Here is a 16,698-nt window from a genome sequence, read left to right on the forward strand (position 1 = left end):
GCCCGAAGCGACCGGCGCCGCGCTCCCCTGCGGGGAGCGCGGCGCTGGGCCCAACTGGGCGATGGGTCCCGCAAGGGGCACGGAGCACGGGCGGGAGCCTCCCCGCCCTCACATCATGTGCGCCGATACGGAGCGGTGTTACTTTGGATGTTCGTCGTGGAGCGCGTCGGGGTCTTCCTTGCCCACACCTTTGAAGACGAACTTGAACGGCAGAACCCAGGCCACGCCCAGCGCGACATAAACCAGCAGTTCCAGCCAGAGCGGCGGGCGATCCAGCAGATTGAGGATCGTCACCGCCAGTACGATATAGACCGGCATCCCCACCAGCAGGATCACCAGCGCCCAGATCCTCCGGGCGCGATAGCTGAGACCATCCTTCGCCATCAGTCAGCGAAGGGATCGGTCACCAGAATGGTGTCGTCCCGCTCCGGGCTGGTGGACAGCAACGCGACGGGGCATTGGATCAGCTCCTCAACCCGGCGCACATATTTGATCGCGTTGGCAGGCAGATCTGCCCAGCTGCGCGCGCCCTCGGTGGATTCGCTCCAGCCTTCCATCTCTTCGTAGATGGGCGTGCAGCGCGCCTGCTGATCGGCGGCGGTCGGCAGGTAATCCAGACGGGTGCCGTCCAGATCATAGCCCACACAGATCTTCAGCGTCTCAAACCCGTCCAGAACATCAAGCTTGGTGAGGGAAATCCCGTTGATGCCGGAGGTTGCGCAGGTCTGGCGCACCAGACAGGCGTCAAACCAGCCACAGCGGCGCTGGCGGCCGGTGGTGGTGCCAAACTCATGCCCCCGGGTGCCGAGACGCTCGCCATCCGCATCCGGTTTGCCGTCCGCGCCCAGCAGTTCGGTCGGGAACGGGCCTTCGCCGACGCGGGTGGTATAGGCTTTGACGATACCGAGCACGTAATCGATGGAGTTGGGGCCAATTCCAACACCGGTCGCCGCCTGACCGGCGATCACATTCGACGAGGTCACAAAGGGATAGGTGCCAAAATCAATGTCCAGAAGCGCGCCCTGGGCACCCTCAAACAGGATGCGTTTGCCGGCTTTGCGCTTCTCGTTCATCACCTTCCAGACCGGCGCGGCGAAGGGCAGAATCTCGCCCGCGATCTCTTTCAGCAAGTCGACCAGCGCGTCACGGTCGATCGGCTCCACGCCGAGGCCCTTGCGCAATGGGTCATGGTGCTGCAGCGCCCGGTCCACGCGCGCCTCAAGCGTCGCATGATCGGCCAGATCGGCCACGCGAATGGCGCGGCGGCCCACCTTGTCCTCATAGGCCGGGCCGATGCCGCGACCGGTGGTGCCGATCTTGGTGCCCTTGGAGGCCGCCTCTTCGCGGGCGCGGTCCAATTCACCGTGGAAGGGCATGATCAGCGGCGTGTTTTCCGCGATCATCAGCGTCTCCGGCGTGATGTCCACACCCTGGGCGCGCACGGTCTCGATCTCTTTGATCAGGTGCCACGGGTCGAGCACGACGCCATTGCCGATGACAGAGAGCTTGCCACCGCGCACCACGCCCGAAGGCAGCGCGTGCAGCTTGTAGACCTTCTTGTCGATGACCAGCGTGTGACCGGCATTGTGACCGCCCTGAAAACGCGCGATCACATCGGCGCGTTCGCTGAGCCAGTCAACGATCTTGCCCTTCCCTTCATCGCCCCACTGGGCGCCGACTACCACGACATTGGCCATCTCAGGTCCTTTGCATGCTGGTTGAAACCGACGCCCCGTATAGCGAGGCAGCGCGGGCGAGGAAACCGGAATCTCGTCGCAGCGCCGTTACAAAGCCCCGTCCGCATCCCCATCCGTCCCCGAAACGCCTTCAAGGACCTCAGGACGGGTCCTCAAGATGCACGGGTTCGCCATGCGGCGTCTGCACATAGGCGCGCTCCCAGGCGCGTTTCATGTCGGTGAGGTCCTCAACCCCGGCGAGACCCTGCTCAAGCATCACCTGCTCCAGCGTATCGAGCCAGACGGCAAAGTAATCGTCGCCGCCATTCAGGGCCTGTGACAATCCCGCCTGCCGCAGCGCCGAAGAAAACCGCGCCACCCAGTCCGGCCAGGTGAACAGACCGCGCTCGTTGAGGTGGACGACAAGGGCAAAGACCTGCGCGTGCCAGGGGCTGTCAAACACGGGGTCCGGACGGTGCGAGGGGTCTACCATGGTCAGGCGGGCTCCAAATAGCTTTGCCAGAGATCAAGGACCACCTCGTCGCGCGGATGTTCGGCATGCGGCCAGAGGCTCTGCGCGGCAAAAGACACGGCATAGAGCGGCTCCGGGGCCTCGCCGCGGTCGTGGGCGTTGCTGTCGGGAAAGACATGGCTGCCATGCAGGCGCAGAACCTGCCCCTCGGCGCAGCCGGCATAGGCCGGAAGACGGGTATGCCCGCCGTTGACAAGGGTATTGGCCGGGCGCCGGGTGCGCACCCTGTCGCCCGGTCTGAACTGCGCGGCAACCTGGCTGTCGCGCACAGCGGGTCCCCCCGCGGCCAGAACCTGCGCGACCGCCTCCGGGTGCAGGCAGCGCGCGGCCAGCGGATGCTGGGGCAGCGTCGGGGTTTCCTCAGCGGCGAAAGCCTGGGCGAGATCTTCTTCGCGCAGCACACCCTGTTCCACGAGGAGATTGGCCAGCGCCGCCATCCATTTCTCGTAGTAGGAAAACCGGGTGTAATCCGCCGCACTCAGCCGCTCACGCGCGTGGCGCGACCCGTCGATGTTCCATTGCCCCAGCGCACCGCAGGCCAATGTGACCGCCAGCGCCCTGGCATGCCAGTCCGTGGAAAACACCGGTGCGCCCTCGGCCTCAGGCGTGATCCGGCCCTCGCCGAAACGTCCGCCCATGTCATGCACTCGAGTCATTCAGCCCCCTCCTGCCCCGCCACGCCCCCTGTATCCGGCCGACGCGCCAGGGCTGTTCCGATCATCGAATCGCGGCTGACCAATCGCATCAGCTGATCCTCGCTCCAGTGGTCGGTGCCCGCAGGGCGCATGGGCAAGACCAGATAGCGGACCTCGGCCGTGGAATCCCACACCCGGACAGCGGTGCCCTCTGGCAGCGTCACGCCGAACTCAGACAGAACTTTGCGCGGCTCTCGCACCGCGCGGGCCCGGTAGGCATCGGATTTGTACCACCCCGGCGGGATCCCCAGCAGCGGCCACGGGTAGCAACTGCACAGGGTGCACACGACCATATTGTGCCGCTCGGGGGTGTTTTCGACCACAACCACATGTTCGCCCTGACGTCCGTTGAACCCCATCTGCGCCAGGACGGGATCGGCGTCTTCCAGCAAGGCGGTCCGGAACGCCGCATCGGCCCAGGCGCGGGCCACCACGCGCGCGCCGTTCTGCGGACCGATCCTGTTTTCATAGGTATCGATGATTTCATCCAGCGCCGCCGGGTCGATCAGCCCCTTGCGAGTCAGAATCGTTTCCAGCGCCTTGACCCGCAGGGACGGATCGGAGGGCAAATGCGAATGCGGCGGCTGTTGCGGGTCGGAGGTATCATGCGGCATGCCCCGAGAGTGCCTGCCCCACCCGCCCCTGTCCAGCCTGAGCGAGGGCTGCAGCGCCGTAATCCGGCCCAACGGCGGAACCGGCTGGAACTCGCCCCTTGCCCCGACCGGCAATCTTCCCTATGAACCGCCCGATACTCAGCCAACAGCCGCAGGGTCCTATGGAAAACGTCGTTCTCATCATCCATCTTCTTCTGGCGCTCGGCCTCATTGCCGTTGTTCTTCTGCAACGGTCGGAGGGCGGTGGCCTTGGCATGGGTGGCGGTGGTGGCGGTGGCGCCATGACCGGCCGCGCGGCAGCAACCGCGCTGAGCAAGATCACCTGGGTGCTCGCGATCGCGTTTATCGCCACGTCGATCACCCTGACCGTGCTCGCAGCACAGAAATCCGCAGGCAGCTCGATCACCGACAGCCTGAGCGCTCCGGCCGATGGTGAGGCACCTACCGCACCGGCGACGCCGCTGGGTAACGACCTGTTGCCACCCAGCCAGGGTGAAAACGCGCCGCTGGTGCCCAGCGCCGACTGACATACAAAACCTAGACAGACTTGAGGGAACCGTAACAGCATCTTGCGGTTCCCTTGCGCATGCTTTGCGAATCTGATAACTGTTAAGTCCCGTGATGCTGCGGTTTTTGAGGCGTGAACTTCGCGCTTGAATCACCGCCGGGCAGCAAGAGATGCGGGGTCTTCCCCGGATCACGACTGAACCGATTTGGACCTGACACGATCTCACGGGGGCAGCCGAAAACATGGCGCGTTTCATCTTTATTACTGGCGGTGTCGTCTCTTCTCTGGGCAAGGGACTGGCCTCTGCTGCGCTGGGTGCGCTGCTGCAAGCGCGGGGCTATTCCGTCCGCCTGCGCAAACTCGACCCCTATCTGAACGTCGATCCGGGCACCATGAGCCCGTTTGAACACGGCGAGGTCTTTGTGACCGACGACGGCGCAGAAACCGACCTCGATCTGGGCCATTACGAGCGGTTCACGGGTGTACCCGCCCGCAAGACCGACTCGATCTCCTCCGGGCGGATCTACACCAACGTGCTGGAGAAGGAGCGCCGCGGCGACTATCTCGGCAAGACCATTCAGGTGATTCCGCATGTCACCAACGAGATCAAAGACTTCATCTCCATCGGAGAGGATGAGGTCGATTTCATGCTCTGCGAGATCGGCGGCACCGTAGGTGACATCGAAGGGCTGCCCTTCTTTGAGGCCATCCGCCAGTTCAGCCAGGACAAGCCGCGCGGTCAGTGTATCTTTATGCACCTGACGCTGCTGCCCTACATCAAGGCCTCTGGCGAGTTGAAAACCAAACCGACCCAGCACTCGGTGAAGGAGTTGCGCTCCATCGGTCTGGCCCCCGATATTCTGGTCTGCCGTTCCGAGGGTCCGATCCCGGTGAAGGAACGCGAAAAGCTGGCGTTGTTCTGCAATGTGCGCGCCGACAGCGTCATCGCAGCGCAGGATCTGAAATCCATCTACGAGGCGCCGCTGGCTTATCACCGCGAAGGTCTCGATCAGGCGGTTCTGGACGCCTTTGGCATCGCCCCTGCCCCGCGCCCAACGCTGGACACATGGGAAGACGTGGCCGACCGCATCTACAACCCCGAAGGTGAGGTCAAAGTCGCCATCGTCGGCAAATACACCCAGCTTGAGGACGCCTATAAATCCATCGCCGAGGCGCTCACCCATGGGGGCATGGCGAACCGGGTGAAGGTGCGTATCGAGTGGGTCGACGCAGAGCTTTTCGACAAGGAAGACGCAACGCCCTACCTTCAGGGCTTTCATGCGATCCTCGTGCCCGGCGGCTTTGGCGAGCGCGGCACCGAAGGCAAGATCAAGGCGGCGCAATATGCCCGCGAGCACAAGGTGCCCTACCTCGGCATCTGTCTCGGCATGCAGATGGCCGTGATCGAGGCCGCCCGCAACGTGGCGGGTATCGAGGAAGCCGGCTCCGAGGAATTTGACCATGAAGCGGGTAAAAAGCGTTTTGAACCCGTGGTTTACCACCTCAAGGAATGGGTGCAGGGCAACCACAAGGTGAGCCGCAGCGCCGATGACGACAAAGGGGGCACCATGCGTCTGGGTGCCTATGACGCGTCCCTCGCCGATGGGTCCAAAGTGGCCGAGGTCTATGGCTCCACCTCCATCGAGGAACGCCACCGTCACCGCTATGAGGTCGACATCAAATACCGCGAGAAACTCGAGGCCTGCGGTATGAAGTTCACCGGCATGAGCCCCGATGGCCGCCTGCCCGAGATCGTCGAATGGAGCGACCATCCGTGGTTCATCGGCGTGCAGTTCCACCCGGAACTCAAATCGAAACCCTTCGATCCGCACCCGCTGTTCAAGGATTTTGTCCGCGCAGCCAAGGAAACCTCGCGTCTGGTCTGATACCTGCGCAGCGTCACGATAACTCAACAAAGGGCATCTCTATCCGGGGTGCCCTTTTTGCATGCGCTCCTTGTTCATGCGCTCCTTTTTCATGTGCACTTGGCAGCGCGATGAGCTGCTGCCACACTCCGAAAGTACCGGAAGGGGAAGACATGCAGACATGTTTGGGGCGCATCCTCATCTATACAAAACGCATCAATGACATGGTGGCGTTTTACACCGCCCTTTTTGGCTACACCCGCCACGACCTCCCCGGCGATCGGATCGTCGAATTGCGCCCCCCAGGAGCCGGTGCAGCCCTTCTCTTGCATCCCGCCGCCCGCAGTCAGAAGATCGGTCAATCCAGCGTAAAACTGGTCTTTGACGTCGAGGATGTGGCCGGTTTTTGCGCCGCTGCCTCAAAGGCCGGCTTTGCCTTTGGCAGCCTCCACGAGGCGGACGGCTACCAATTTGCCAATCGCAAGGACCCGGACGGCAATTCGGTCTCTGTCTCAAGCCGTATTTTTGCGCCCGACAGGTGAGCCCCGTTAGCAATTTGGAAGCCCCCATCTCGTATGGTCCTGAGTCGAAGTGACGACCCAAGCGCGGCCGAGAATGGCCGCTGGAGACAGCGATGCCAGAAACAGGCACCATAACGAGCAAGGAACCCCGAGAGGAGTTCCCGGTGATCGGAACCGACGAGGTTCCCGCGGTCTTTTTCGACGGCGACAAGCTGCTCTTATGTTACGAGGTGGCGCCCATTGCAGGCGGCGGGCTCGCCATTCTGGAGTTTGACGATGTGCTGGATTTCCGCGTTGATCCGATGAATGTGGATGAACTCTCGGACTCGCCCTACCCGGTCTCGGCGTGGAATATCACCGAAATCTGCGGCAGCGAAAAAGCCGCCCGCTGGGCCGCGATGGATGCCCGCTACTGGAGCCTGTCTTTCACCGACATGACCCTCACGGTGCTGTTTGACACCGTGCGTCTGGCCGGACGCAGCCGCGAAAAATGCCTGCCGCACACGGCGCTGAAACACTTCATCGGGTCCTCGCTTGCGGCGTGATGCTGCGAGGTCCGCGCCTGCACATCCGCCAGCTGCACCCCATGATGCGCGCGCTGCTACGCGCCAAGTGTTTTTTCGCTGAAACGGCAGGGCGTTAGCGCAACCAGCACAAAGCATTTGTTGTCTCCGTCTCGGGCCCCGGTATAGAAGTGGCAGCAACAGTATCCGTGCATTTCCCAAGGAGGCCGCGCGTCATGGCGACAGACCCCGCAACCCATCAGCAACAGTTTGACCGCATTGCAACTGGCAAGGGCTTCATCGCCGCGCTGGACCAGTCCGGCGGCTCCACCCCCAAGGCGCTGGCGCTTTATGGCGTGATGGAAGACGCCTATTCCAATGACGAGGAAATGTTTGCGGAGATCCAGAAGATGCGCGCCCGCATCATCACCGCACCGGATTTCAACAGCGACAAAATCCTGGGCGCGATCCTGTTTGAAAAGACCATGGACAATGCCATCGACGGCACGCCCGTGCCCACCTACCTCTGGCAAAAATGCGGCGTTGTGCCCTTCCTGAAGGTCGACAAGGGCCTCGCGGATGAGGCCGACGGCGTCCAGCTGATGAAGCCGATGCCCGATCTCGATGCGCTGTTGGAACGCGCGGTTGCGGCTGGCATTTTTGGCACCAAGATGCGCTCCGTCGTCAAGGAGGCCAACGAGGTCGGCATCAAATCCGTGGTGGCGCAGCAGTTCGAGGTCGGCCTGCAGATCGCCCGCGCCGGTCTGGTTCCGATCATCGAACCCGAGGTGGACATCAACTCCGCCACCAAATCCGAGGCCGAAGCCCTGCTGAAGGCCGAGATCGCGGCCCAGCTTGACGCCCTGCCCGAGGGCACCAAGGTCGCGCTCAAACTGACGATCCCCAATGAGGCAGGCCTCTATGACAGCCTCGCGGATCACTCCGCCGTGGTGCGTGTGGTGGCGCTGTCTGGTGGCTACACCACCGATGATGCCTGCGCGCGCCTGTCGCAAAACAGCAAGATGATCGCCTCGTTCTCGCGCGCCCTGACCGAGGGGTTGAACGTGGCGATGTCGGATGCGGACTACAACGCCGCCCTTGGCTCCAACATCGACAAGATCTACAAAGCCTCGCTCTGAAGCACGACGTATTCAGACCGTTGCCTTAAACAGAAACGGCCGCAGCACCTGCTGCGGCCGTTTTTTGCTTTTTACATCACAGGTTAGCCCGCGCGGCGGAAGGCTGCGTCCTGCCCGTCCTCAGCACCGACGCTCTGCGTGCCTGCGTCCAGTTGGAACACAGACACCAGCCCCGAGAGGGTCGATGCCTCGTTGCGCATCTCCATCAGGGCGGCCGTGCTTTGTTCGACCATGGCCGCATTCTGCTGGGTCACGCTATCAAGCTGCGACACGCCGATGTTGATCTCGCCAAAGGCCGTGGATTGCTGATCCGCCGAGCTTGCCACCTGCTCGGTCAGCTCCGCCGCTTCGTTGATCTGGCTCACGATGCTCTCCAGCACGTCCCCCGCGTTGCCCACGAGTTCGACGCCGCTTTCCACATGCTTGCTGCTGATGGCGATCAGCTCTTTGATTTCGCCAGCAGAATCCGCCGTGCGTTGAGCAAGATTGCGCACCTCGGAGGCCACCACGGCAAATCCGCGCCCGCTCTCGCCGGCGCGGGCGGCCTCCACGCCCGCGTTCAGCGCCAACAGGTTGGTCTGAAAGGAGATGTCGTCGATCACCGAGATGATTTTGGAAATCTGCGCCGAGGAGTCGGCAATCTCGTTCATTTTCTCAACTGCATTGCGCACCACCACGCTGCCCTCTTCGGCGCGCTGGCGGGTGGTGCCGACGGTGAGGCTTGTTTTCTGCGTGGCCTCCGCCGACGAGCGCATGCTGGCGCTGATCTCTTCTACCGCGGCCGCTGTTTCCTCCAGCGTGGCTGCCTGGGATTCGGTACGTTGTGACAGATCCTGGGAGGCTTGCGAGACCTCCAGCGCACCGCTGTCCAATTGTTGTGCCGAGCTGCGAATGCCCGCGATCACCTGCCGCAGGGACCCGAGCGCCGCATTGAAGCTCTCTCTGATCCCATTGAACTGCTCCGGAAAATCGCTGTCCTGCGGAGACGGGATGTCATGGCTCAGATCCTGAGCCGCCAACGCCTCGATCGCCTCGGTCATATAGCGGAACCCCCGGTTCTGCTCTTCCTGAACGGCCTCGGCATGGGCATCAAAAATCAACTGGATATCCAGCGCCATCGCGCGGGACAGGATACCCAGCAACTGATGCGTTTCCTTGGCGGGGCGCAGGAACCGCCGCGCCCCCTGTTTCAGGACCAACGCCTGAATATGGGCGGTCGCATGGGCATAGCCCGCATTGAAGAAGGAGAACGGCAGCCCGATCCTGGTATGAACTCGGCCGATGTTCTGTGCCGAGGCCAGATACTCCGCACTGAAATCACCGGAAAACAGGCGCGACCAGTGTTTCAGCTGTTCCGCCTTTGCGCGCTCCATCATGGCATCACTTTTGAAGAAGGCGGCCATTTCCGGTTCGCGCCCAACCCGGTCGTAAAAATGAGCCAGGACCTCAGGCAACAGCGCCATCACCATCGGCGCCGCGCGTTGCAGACGGGTCCCGTTCTCCCCGTCAAGATCGTAAGTCGCCAACAGCGCGTTTATGTCAATCGTCACAGGACTACTCCTCCGCATTCCCTAAAAAGCAGCGAGCGCCGTGAGTGTATCGTAAAAATGAGCGCCGCAAGACCCGGAGAGGATTATGGAGGATTTGCGAACGAATGCTGAATGTTTAAAAATTTATGGTTTACGCGTGTAAAACACTGAACTTTCATTGCTTCAGCTGTCGCACCGCACGGATACGGCGCCATCTCGTGGCCACAGAAACACATACATCTGACAGTCACGTTTTTGCGTGATTCGGGTGGTGATATCGCCGATGCGACCTCAGGCCCCCGATGCCAAATCCAGCGCGGGCCCCAATATTGGCATATTCCACACGCAATTCAGACAGTCACCGTTGCGAGAAGGCGGGGGCGAAACACGCCGCGCCGCTGTGTGATCAGCGCAGTGGCGATATGGGCGTGTTTACGCGCGACAAGCGCGGGCGATCTCTTCGGCACTCAGCTGGTAACGATTTGCAAACCGTTTCCGCGCCGCCACCAGCCTCGGGTCGTCCGGTGTCATGCCAAGGGTGCGGATGAACTCGACCCGCTGCTGGCTCTTCAGCGCCTCGCGGTCGATGGCCGTGCCCATCGCGCGGTCGATCACCTCACCGCCGGGCGAGACATGGAACCATTTGGAGAAATCGCGAAAATGGTGCTGGTTGTGAAGCTGGGTCACGTGCCGCTCCACCCGTGTTTTGGACACTGTCAGATGCGCGGTCATGTGAAACCATTCATACCCCAGAAAGGTCGCAACCCCGCCCACCAGCACGATCGCCGCCGCAAGCGTCAGCGCATGCAGCGGCAGGACCAGCCATAGCAGCCCGTAAATGACCGCAAAATTCACCGCCAACATCGGCAGCGCCACCCAGATCGGCGCAAAGAACAGCCGGTGATTGGTCGGAAAGTCATGGTGGCCGTAATGGGCCTGATAGAGCAGATCAAAGGCCCACTGTCGGCGCGGCGGCTTCAGGTGAAAGATATAACGGTGCAGCCCGTATTCATTGAGCATCTGCAGGCCGACCCCCAGCACCACAAAGCCCCATTGCCATGTCGCCCCCTGCATCAGCAGGATCGCCACACCCAGCGCCACCGCCGCCAGCATCACCGGCACCGACGGGTGCGACAGCAAGAGTTTCAACCGCATCATGTCCGCTCCTCCCCGAATGGACCTGCCCAGCCTGCGCGCCCCGGCGGCGCTACTTAAAGACCGGCGGGCGTTTTTGCATGTTCGCCATCACCACTTCCATCTGTTCGGGCTTGCCGATCAGTGCCGCCTGCTCTTCGCTTTCGCGCAACAGCACCTCTGCGGCATTGGCACCGCTTTCGGCGTAGGCGATCAGGCGCTTGGCGGCACGGATGGCATTGGGGCTCTTGCCTGCGATCTCTGCCGCAAGCGCCTGCGCGCGGGCCAACGGATCCTCCGCGACCTCGGTGACCAGCCCCCAGCGCTCGGCCTGCGCGGCCTCCACCGGCGTCGCCGTATAGGTCAGCATGCGCAGCACGTCCGAACGCACCAGCTGCGGCAGAAGCGCCATGCCTCCCATATCCGGGATCAGGCCCCATTTCATTTCCATCACCGCGAGCTTTGCATCCGGGGCCGCAATGCGCATATCCGCCCCCAGCGCGATCTGAAGCCCTGCGCCAAAGGTTACCCCCTGCAAGGCCGCGATCACCGGGATATCCAAGGCGCGCCACATCATGGCGACGGCCTGAAAATCATTGGCGTCCGCCTCGGTGCGATCCATGATCCAGCCGGTGTCCTGCATCTGCCCCATCGCGGCAAAGCTCATCACATCAAGGCCCGCGCAGAAACTCTTGCCCTCGCCCGACAGAACCACCGCCCGCGCGTCCGAGGCCGCAACCTCCTTGGCCGCTTGGATCACCGCCGCCAGCATGTGTTTGTCGACCGCGTTCATCTTGTCGGCGCGGGTCAGGGTGACATGGCCCACGTGGTCGCGGATCTCGACGGATACACGCGCGTTTTCCTCAGCCATCACAGGCTCCTCCTCTGGTCCTCTCGCGTGCCGTCACTGTGGCACCCTCGTTGGTTGCACCCAGCTTGCCGCGCTTCGCCCGCGCTTTCCAGCCTGACGCCGGGGCACCGGATCACGCCTGGCCCCTTGCCCGGCTGCGTCCGCCCGGCTAGGTCTTGGCGCATGACAGACAGCCGCCAAACCCCGCTCGCCCAATCCCTGCCCGCTTCGGTCCCTTTTGTGGGTCCCGAAACCCATGAACGCCAGCGCGGCGCGCCTTTTGTGGCGCGGCTCGGCGCGAATGAGAATCTCTTTGGCCCCTCGCCCAAGGCCGTCGCCGCCATGCAGGCCTCAGCGGCAGAGATCTGGAAATACGGCGACGCCGAAAGCTATGAGCTGCGTCAGGCGCTTTCTGATCTGCACGGCGTTGCCCCCGATCACATCATGGTTGGTGAGGGGATCGACGGGCTCTTGGGCAATCTGGTGCGGCTTTATGTGGGCGCTGGGGATGCGGTGGTCACGTCGCTTGGGGCTTATCCCACGTTCAACTACCATGTGGCAGGGTTTGGCGGCGTCCTGCACACCGTCCCCTACAAGGACGACCACGAGGACATCGCCGCATTGATGGCCAAGGCCCATGAGGTCAACGCCAAGATCGTCTACCTCGCCAACCCCGACAACCCGATGGGCAGCTGGCATCGCGGCGCGGATATCGTCGCCGCTTTGGATGATCTGCCCGAGGGCAGCCTCTTGCTGCTGGATGAGGCTTACGTGGAATGCGCCCCCGCAGGCACTGCCGCACCGGTGGATGTGACCGACCCGCGGGTGATCCGCATGCGCACCCTCTCAAAGGCCTATGGCATGGCAGGCGCGCGCGTCGGCTATGCGATGGGCGCGGTTGAGGTGATTTCCGCCTTTCACAAGGTGCGCAATCATTTTGGCATGAACCGCTGTGCCCAGATTGGCGCAACCGAGGCAATCAAGGATCAGGACTGGCTGGCCCATGTGCAGGCAGAGATTGCCACCGCCCGTGATGAGATTTGCCGCATTGCGCGCGAAAATGGCCTGACGCCGCTGCCCTCTGCCACCAATTTCGTCGCCATCGACTGTGGCCACGACGGGGACTTTGCCAAGGCGGTCCTGGAGGCGCTGGTGGCGCGCGACATCTTTGTGCGCATGCCCTTTGCAGCACCGCAAAACCGCTGCATCCGCGTCAGCTGCGGCCCCGAGGCCGAGCGCGCCGCCTTTGCCGCCGCGCTGCCTCTCGCGCTGGAAGAGGCGCGCGGCAAACGCGGCTGACCCAGCGGCGCGGTCGCGCATAGCGCAAGCGAACCGGTAAAACCTCCCGTCGGTGCGGGCGCTTTACCCGGGGTTTACCCCTTTAGGGCTAGGCTGATCGGACAGTGCCTGCCTGGAGGGGTAACCATGAAACGCCAAGATATGCACCATGACAGCACGGATCTTCTGTCCACCACGCTCAGTTTTCTGGCCGTGAACCTGCTGTGGATCTTCTTTGCGCTCTGGCTTCTCTATGGAATGGTGCCGGTGCTGTTGCTGGCGGTTGCGATGAACCACATGATCAACCGGCTTGAGGTGCGCATGATCCGCGCCGAGCAACGCGCAGACACCCGCAGCACGCATCCCCTCAACCGGCGCATCTGACCCCGCGAGAGGCGGACCAAAGCGGCCCGCCCCATCATCTGATCTCAGCTCGCCTGTGATCCGGCGAGCACCTGAGCCGCCGCCTCCAGTGCGCCAGAGCCATGCGGGATATCCAGCGCGCTCAGACCCGTTTCAATTCCGCCCAACAGCCCCATAATCATATGGCCGTTGACGTGCCCCATATGGCCGAGACGGAAAAACCCGTGCCACTCCGCGCTATCGGGCGGCGCCATCCCAAGCCCGATGCCCAGCGTCAGGCCAAGGTTCTCCTCCAGCCACATCCGCAGATCCGTGGCCCGTGGTGAGGGCAGCCGGAGCGCCGTCACCGCATGCGAGCGCAACGCAGGATCTGCCACATTCATCGCCAGCGCTCCGCCTTCGCTCCAGCGATCACAGGCCGCCCAGATCGCCCGCGCCAAGGTCTCATGACGATCCCAGATCTGTTCAATCCCCTCTGCGTGGATCAGATCCAATGCCGCGCGCAGACCATAAAGATGATGCGTCGGCGCGGTGCCGCCAAAGAACTGGTAGAAATATTCCGGGTTGGCGCGCGGCGTCCAATCCCAGTAGCGGCTGACCCGAGGCACACGCGCGCGCGCCTCGGCGGCCTTATCGTTAAAGAACACAAACGACAGCCCCGCAGGCACCATCAGTCCCTTCTGGCTGCCGGTGACCATCACATCGACGCCCCAGGCGTCCATCTCAAACCGGTCGCACCCGAGTGAGGCAATGCAATCCGCCATCAACAACGCCGGGTGATCCGCCGCGTCCAGTGCCCCGCGCAAGCCCTTGATATCGTTTCGGATCGACGTGGAGGTATCGGTATGAACACCCAGCACCGCCTTGACCTCATGCGCCGTATCTGCGGCCAGCCGCTCCGCCACGCGTGCCAGATCAAAGGCGGCCTGCATGCCGAAATCCATCACCTCGATCTGTAAGCCAATCGCTTCGGCCATCTCGCTCCAGCCATAGGCAAAGCGCCCGGAGGCCGGAACCAGAACCTTGTCCCCCTCCTGCAAGGTGTTTGACAGCGCCGCCTCCCACGCACCGTGGCCGTTGGCGATATAGATCGCCACATGATGCTCGGTGCGGGCCACTTTGCGCAGATCGGGGGGCAGCGTGTCGGTCATCTCGACCAATTCACCGGCGTAGATATTGGGAGAGGCGCGATGCATCGCCTGCAACACCTGATCCGGCATCACCGAAGGCCCCGGGATCGCCAGATAGGACCGACCGGAGGAAAGTTTCACAGAATCGCGCATATTCAAATGTCCTGCTGGGGGCTGGTACGGACCTGTCCTGGAGCCAGGCCGTGCCGCTTTATTGCAAACTGGCCGCAGCCTAGCGCGGCTTTCTGCGAGGTCAATCGCGGTCTTGCCACTCCGATGCCCCGTACCGGCAGGTGGCTTGCACCCTGATCCTGAGCTGCTTAAATGGCGGGACTTGTCGCAAAATTTGCGATCAGTCCAAAACCAGAGGCAGGTGGCGACAGCACCTGGCACATCGGGCATATCGAGCAGGGAAACGTCTGGAATGAGCACTCAATACATGTCCTCGCGCGAATTGCTGCGTTGGCTCTGGCGCGGATACCTGCGCCACCACGTTGGCCTGCTGGCCATCGCCATCGTTTTTATGCTGATCGAAGGGGCCTCTGTCGGGGGGCTCAGCTACATGATGCAGCCGATGTTCGACCTGGTCTTTGTGGATGGCAGCGAGAATGCCCTGGTCTGGGTCAGTATCGCCTTTTTCTGCATCTTTCTGCTGCGCGGGTTCAGCTCGGTGACGCAGAAGGTGATCCTCGCCACCATCAACCAGCGGTCCGAGGCGCATATGCGCACCGATATGCTGGACCGGCTGATCCATCAGGACGCCAGTTTCCACCAGAACCACCCGCCCGGTTTCCTGATCCAGCGGGTGCAATCGGATGTGGCAGCGATCAACCAGGTCTGGCAGGCGATCATCACCGGGTCGGGCCGGGACGTGGCGCAGTTGATTGCCGTGTTGGGGGTTGCCATCAGCGTCGATTGGCGCTGGACGCTGATCATGCTGATCGGCGTGCCGCTGCTGGTGCTACCCCTGTCGATCGTGCAGCGCTACGTGCGCAAGAAAGCCAGCATGGCCCGTGACCTTGGCGCGGTGCAGGCCACCCGTCTTGACGAGGTGTTCCACGGCATTGTCCCGATCAAGCTGAACCGGCTGGAAGACTATCAAACTGGGCGCTACCGCACCGCGACCGCCGCCTTTGTGCGCGCTCAGATCAAGGCCGCGCTCGGCGCGTCTTCCACCACCGGCATGGTTGATATGATGGCCGGACTTGGGGTGATGTGTGTGATCCTGTACGGGGGCCGTGAAATCATCGATGGCGACAAGACCGTCGGCGAGTTCATGAGCTTTTTTACGGCCATTGGCCTCGCCTTTGACCCGATGCGCCGCCTCGCCGCGATTATGGGCGTCTGGCAGGGGGCCGCCGCCGCGATGGAGCGCATCAAAGAACTGATGGATGCCCCGATCACGCTGGTGTCGCCGGAAGAGCCCAAACCTGCACCCAAGGGTCTGCCTGAAATCCGCCTCGACAATGTGAACCTCTATTATGGCGAGGCGCATATCCTGCGCGATCTATCCTTGGTGGCGGAAGCTGGCAAAACCACCGCATTGGTGGGCGCATCCGGGGCGGGTAAATCCACTATTTTCAACATCCTGACACGTCTGGTTGATCCACAGGACGGCTCTGTCACGCTTGACGGAACCGAGGTGCGCGACCTCGACCTTGGCGATCTGCGGGACCTGTTCTCCGTGGTGACGCAGGATGCGCTGCTGTTTGATGAAACGCTCAAGGAAAACATCCTGCTGGGGCGCACCGACGTCAGTGACGAACGCCTTTCGGAGGTGCTGGACGCCGCCCATGTTTCGGATTTCCTGCACAAGCTGCCGGATGGTCTGGAAACACGGGTCGGCCCACGTGGCTCTGCGCTGTCGGGCGGACAGCGCCAGCGTGTGGTGATTGCACGCGCATTGCTGCGCGACACACCGCTGCTGCTCTTGGATGAGGCGACATCGGCACTCGATGCCCAGTCCGAAAAAGTGGTGCAAAAAGCGCTGGAGAAGCTCTCTGGCGGGCGCACCACGATCGTGATCGCACACCGACTTTCGACCATTCGCTCGGCCGACAAGATCGTGGTGATGGAGCGCGGCCGCGTCATGGACGAGGGCCGTCACGAGGATCTGCTCGCACGCGGCGGCATCTATGCCGATCTCTATCGCCTGCAATTCCAGGACGGTAAAACGGTGATCGATACCGATGGGGTCACTGCGCAGCTGTCCCGCAACGCCAATCGCAACGAGGGGGAGCGTGCAGGCCTGCTGCGTCGCTTTGCCCGTCGTCTGTTTGGCTGACCCACGGCGAGCCAGACCCGCTTGAACTCCGGCGCGTTCGGGGTCACATCTTTTGCAGACCGCGCAAACAGCCCAAT

17 protein-coding genes are annotated in these 16,698 nt (G+C 62.5%); 8 read left to right on the forward strand and 9 right to left on the reverse strand.

All coding sequences use genetic code 11. From position 1 onward, the window contains the following. Window positions 1-138: 138 nt before the first annotated feature. From ACXAF5_RS13520 to nthA, 5 genes are all read right to left on the reverse strand, one after another. On the reverse strand, window positions 139-384 hold the full coding sequence (locus ACXAF5_RS13520; RefSeq protein ID WP_239320815.1) for a DUF2842 domain-containing protein: 246 nt from the start codon (window positions 382-384) through the stop codon (window positions 139-141). Further along, a complete protein-coding gene (locus ACXAF5_RS13525; protein ID WP_474946977.1) occupies window positions 384-1,697 on the reverse strand; it encodes an adenylosuccinate synthase in 1,314 nt (437 codons plus the stop codon). The genes ACXAF5_RS13520 and ACXAF5_RS13525 overlap by 1 nt, the downstream gene beginning before the upstream one ends. A 139-nt stretch (window positions 1,698-1,836) precedes the next feature. Further along, window positions 1,837-2,169 (reverse strand): nitrile hydratase accessory protein, encoded by a 333-nt coding sequence (locus tag ACXAF5_RS13530; RefSeq protein ID WP_474946978.1) that lies wholly within the window; start codon window positions 2,167-2,169, stop codon window positions 1,837-1,839. A gap of 2 nt (window positions 2,170-2,171) precedes the next feature. Continuing rightward, window positions 2,172-2,864 (reverse strand): nitrile hydratase subunit beta, encoded by a 693-nt coding sequence (nthB, locus tag ACXAF5_RS13535; protein WP_474946979.1) that lies wholly within the window; start codon window positions 2,862-2,864, stop codon window positions 2,172-2,174. After that, entirely contained in the window at window positions 2,861-3,517 is a 657-nt protein-coding gene (gene nthA, locus ACXAF5_RS13540; protein ID WP_474946980.1) for a nitrile hydratase subunit alpha, read from the reverse strand. Before nthA ends, nthB begins: the two co-directional genes overlap by 4 nt. Before the next feature lie 161 nt (window positions 3,518-3,678). On the opposite strand from nthA, the gene secG reads away from it, so the two are divergent. The 5 genes from secG to ACXAF5_RS13565 all read left to right on the forward strand — a co-directional run bounded on the left by secG (window position 3,679) and on the right by ACXAF5_RS13565 (window position 8,053). Continuing rightward, complete coding sequence (secG, locus tag ACXAF5_RS13545) at window positions 3,679-4,044, forward strand: preprotein translocase subunit SecG (protein ID WP_239361699.1); 366 nt, start codon at window positions 3,679-3,681, stop codon at window positions 4,042-4,044. 223 nt (window positions 4,045-4,267) lie between these two features. Further along, window positions 4,268-5,911 carry a CTP synthase gene (locus ACXAF5_RS13550; protein ID WP_474946981.1) on the forward strand — a complete coding sequence of 548 codons (1,644 nt, stop codon included), beginning with the start codon at window positions 4,268-4,270 and terminating at the stop codon, window positions 5,909-5,911. 152 nt (window positions 5,912-6,063) lie between these two features. Next, the gene (locus tag ACXAF5_RS13555) at window positions 6,064-6,432 is read left to right on the forward strand and encodes a VOC family protein (protein ID WP_474946982.1); all 369 of its coding nucleotides are present in this window, start codon (window positions 6,064-6,066) and stop codon (window positions 6,430-6,432) included. Window positions 6,433-6,524: 92 nt separating this feature from the next. Further along, the gene (locus ACXAF5_RS13560; protein WP_239320796.1) at window positions 6,525-6,956 is read left to right on the forward strand and encodes a hypothetical protein; all 432 of its coding nucleotides are present in this window, start codon (window positions 6,525-6,527) and stop codon (window positions 6,954-6,956) included. A gap of 194 nt (window positions 6,957-7,150) precedes the next feature. Further along, window positions 7,151-8,053 (forward strand): fructose bisphosphate aldolase, encoded by a 903-nt coding sequence (locus ACXAF5_RS13565; RefSeq protein WP_474946983.1) that lies wholly within the window; start codon window positions 7,151-7,153, stop codon window positions 8,051-8,053. An 83-nt stretch (window positions 8,054-8,136) separates the two neighbouring features. Here the strand turns inward: ACXAF5_RS13565 and ACXAF5_RS13570 are convergent, their stop codons facing one another. The 3 genes from ACXAF5_RS13570 to ACXAF5_RS13580 all read right to left on the reverse strand — a co-directional run bounded on the left by ACXAF5_RS13570 (window position 8,137) and on the right by ACXAF5_RS13580 (window position 11,587). Then, complete coding sequence (locus ACXAF5_RS13570) at window positions 8,137-9,603, reverse strand: methyl-accepting chemotaxis protein (protein ID WP_474946984.1); 1,467 nt, start codon at window positions 9,601-9,603, stop codon at window positions 8,137-8,139. Between the two features lie 411 nt (window positions 9,604-10,014). Continuing rightward, window positions 10,015-10,740 carry a sterol desaturase family protein gene (locus ACXAF5_RS13575; RefSeq protein WP_474946985.1) on the reverse strand — a complete coding sequence of 242 codons (726 nt, stop codon included), beginning with the start codon at window positions 10,738-10,740 and terminating at the stop codon, window positions 10,015-10,017. Between the two features lie 49 nt (window positions 10,741-10,789). After that, entirely contained in the window at window positions 10,790-11,587 is a 798-nt protein-coding gene (locus ACXAF5_RS13580) for a crotonase/enoyl-CoA hydratase family protein (RefSeq protein WP_474946986.1), read from the reverse strand. Window positions 11,588-11,749: 162 nt separating this feature from the next. Between ACXAF5_RS13580 and ACXAF5_RS13585 the strand changes: the two genes are divergently transcribed. Continuing rightward, window positions 11,750-12,865, forward strand: a complete 1,116-nt coding sequence (locus tag ACXAF5_RS13585; protein WP_474946987.1) for a pyridoxal phosphate-dependent aminotransferase — start codon at window positions 11,750-11,752, stop codon at window positions 12,863-12,865. A gap of 126 nt (window positions 12,866-12,991) precedes the next feature. Then, window positions 12,992-13,228 carry a hypothetical protein gene (locus ACXAF5_RS13590; protein WP_474946988.1) on the forward strand — a complete coding sequence of 79 codons (237 nt, stop codon included), beginning with the start codon at window positions 12,992-12,994 and terminating at the stop codon, window positions 13,226-13,228. Window positions 13,229-13,272: 44 nt separating this feature from the next. Here the strand turns inward: ACXAF5_RS13590 and ACXAF5_RS13595 are convergent, their stop codons facing one another. Next, entirely contained in the window at window positions 13,273-14,490 is a 1,218-nt protein-coding gene (locus ACXAF5_RS13595; RefSeq protein WP_474946989.1) for a pyridoxal-phosphate-dependent aminotransferase family protein, read from the reverse strand. A 271-nt stretch (window positions 14,491-14,761) separates the two neighbouring features. On the opposite strand from ACXAF5_RS13595, the gene ACXAF5_RS13600 reads away from it, so the two are divergent. Beyond that, a complete protein-coding gene (locus ACXAF5_RS13600; RefSeq protein ID WP_474946990.1) occupies window positions 14,762-16,621 on the forward strand; it encodes an ABC transporter ATP-binding protein in 1,860 nt (619 codons plus the stop codon). Window positions 16,622-16,698 lie beyond the last annotated feature (77 nt).

Source organism: Epibacterium sp. ABV4_022, from assembly GCF_056159345.1.

Excerpts from the sequence above, each read along its gene's own strand:
- ACXAF5_RS13555 (WP_474946982.1), top strand. The coding sequence starts at position 6,064 with ATGCAGACATGTTTGGGGCGCATCCTCATCTATACAAAACGCATCAAT.
- ACXAF5_RS13550 (WP_474946981.1), top strand. The coding sequence starts at position 4,268 with ATGGCGCGTTTCATCTTTATTACTGGCGGTGTCGTCTCTTCTCTGGGC.
- nthB (WP_474946979.1), bottom strand. The coding sequence starts at position 2,864 with ATGACTCGAGTGCATGACATGGGCGGACGTTTCGGCGAGGGCCGGATC.
- ACXAF5_RS13600 (WP_474946990.1), top strand. The coding sequence starts at position 14,762 with ATGAGCACTCAATACATGTCCTCGCGCGAATTGCTGCGTTGGCTCTGG.
- ACXAF5_RS13520 (WP_239320815.1), bottom strand. The coding sequence starts at position 384 with ATGGCGAAGGATGGTCTCAGCTATCGCGCCCGGAGGATCTGGGCGCTG.
- secG (WP_239361699.1), top strand. The coding sequence starts at position 3,679 with ATGGAAAACGTCGTTCTCATCATCCATCTTCTTCTGGCGCTCGGCCTC.
- ACXAF5_RS13585 (WP_474946987.1), top strand. The coding sequence starts at position 11,750 with ATGACAGACAGCCGCCAAACCCCGCTCGCCCAATCCCTGCCCGCTTCG.
- nthA (WP_474946980.1), bottom strand. The coding sequence starts at position 3,517 with ATGCCGCATGATACCTCCGACCCGCAACAGCCGCCGCATTCGCATTTG.
- ACXAF5_RS13560 (WP_239320796.1), top strand. The coding sequence starts at position 6,525 with ATGCCAGAAACAGGCACCATAACGAGCAAGGAACCCCGAGAGGAGTTC.
- ACXAF5_RS13575 (WP_474946985.1), bottom strand. The coding sequence starts at position 10,740 with ATGATGCGGTTGAAACTCTTGCTGTCGCACCCGTCGGTGCCGGTGATG.
- ACXAF5_RS13580 (WP_474946986.1), bottom strand. The coding sequence starts at position 11,587 with ATGGCTGAGGAAAACGCGCGTGTATCCGTCGAGATCCGCGACCACGTG.
- ACXAF5_RS13565 (WP_474946983.1), top strand. The coding sequence starts at position 7,151 with ATGGCGACAGACCCCGCAACCCATCAGCAACAGTTTGACCGCATTGCA.
- ACXAF5_RS13525 (WP_474946977.1), bottom strand. The coding sequence starts at position 1,697 with ATGGCCAATGTCGTGGTAGTCGGCGCCCAGTGGGGCGATGAAGGGAAG.
- ACXAF5_RS13595 (WP_474946989.1), bottom strand. The coding sequence starts at position 14,490 with ATGCGCGATTCTGTGAAACTTTCCTCCGGTCGGTCCTATCTGGCGATC.
- ACXAF5_RS13590 (WP_474946988.1), top strand. The coding sequence starts at position 12,992 with ATGAAACGCCAAGATATGCACCATGACAGCACGGATCTTCTGTCCACC.
- ACXAF5_RS13530 (WP_474946978.1), bottom strand. The coding sequence starts at position 2,169 with ATGGTAGACCCCTCGCACCGTCCGGACCCCGTGTTTGACAGCCCCTGG.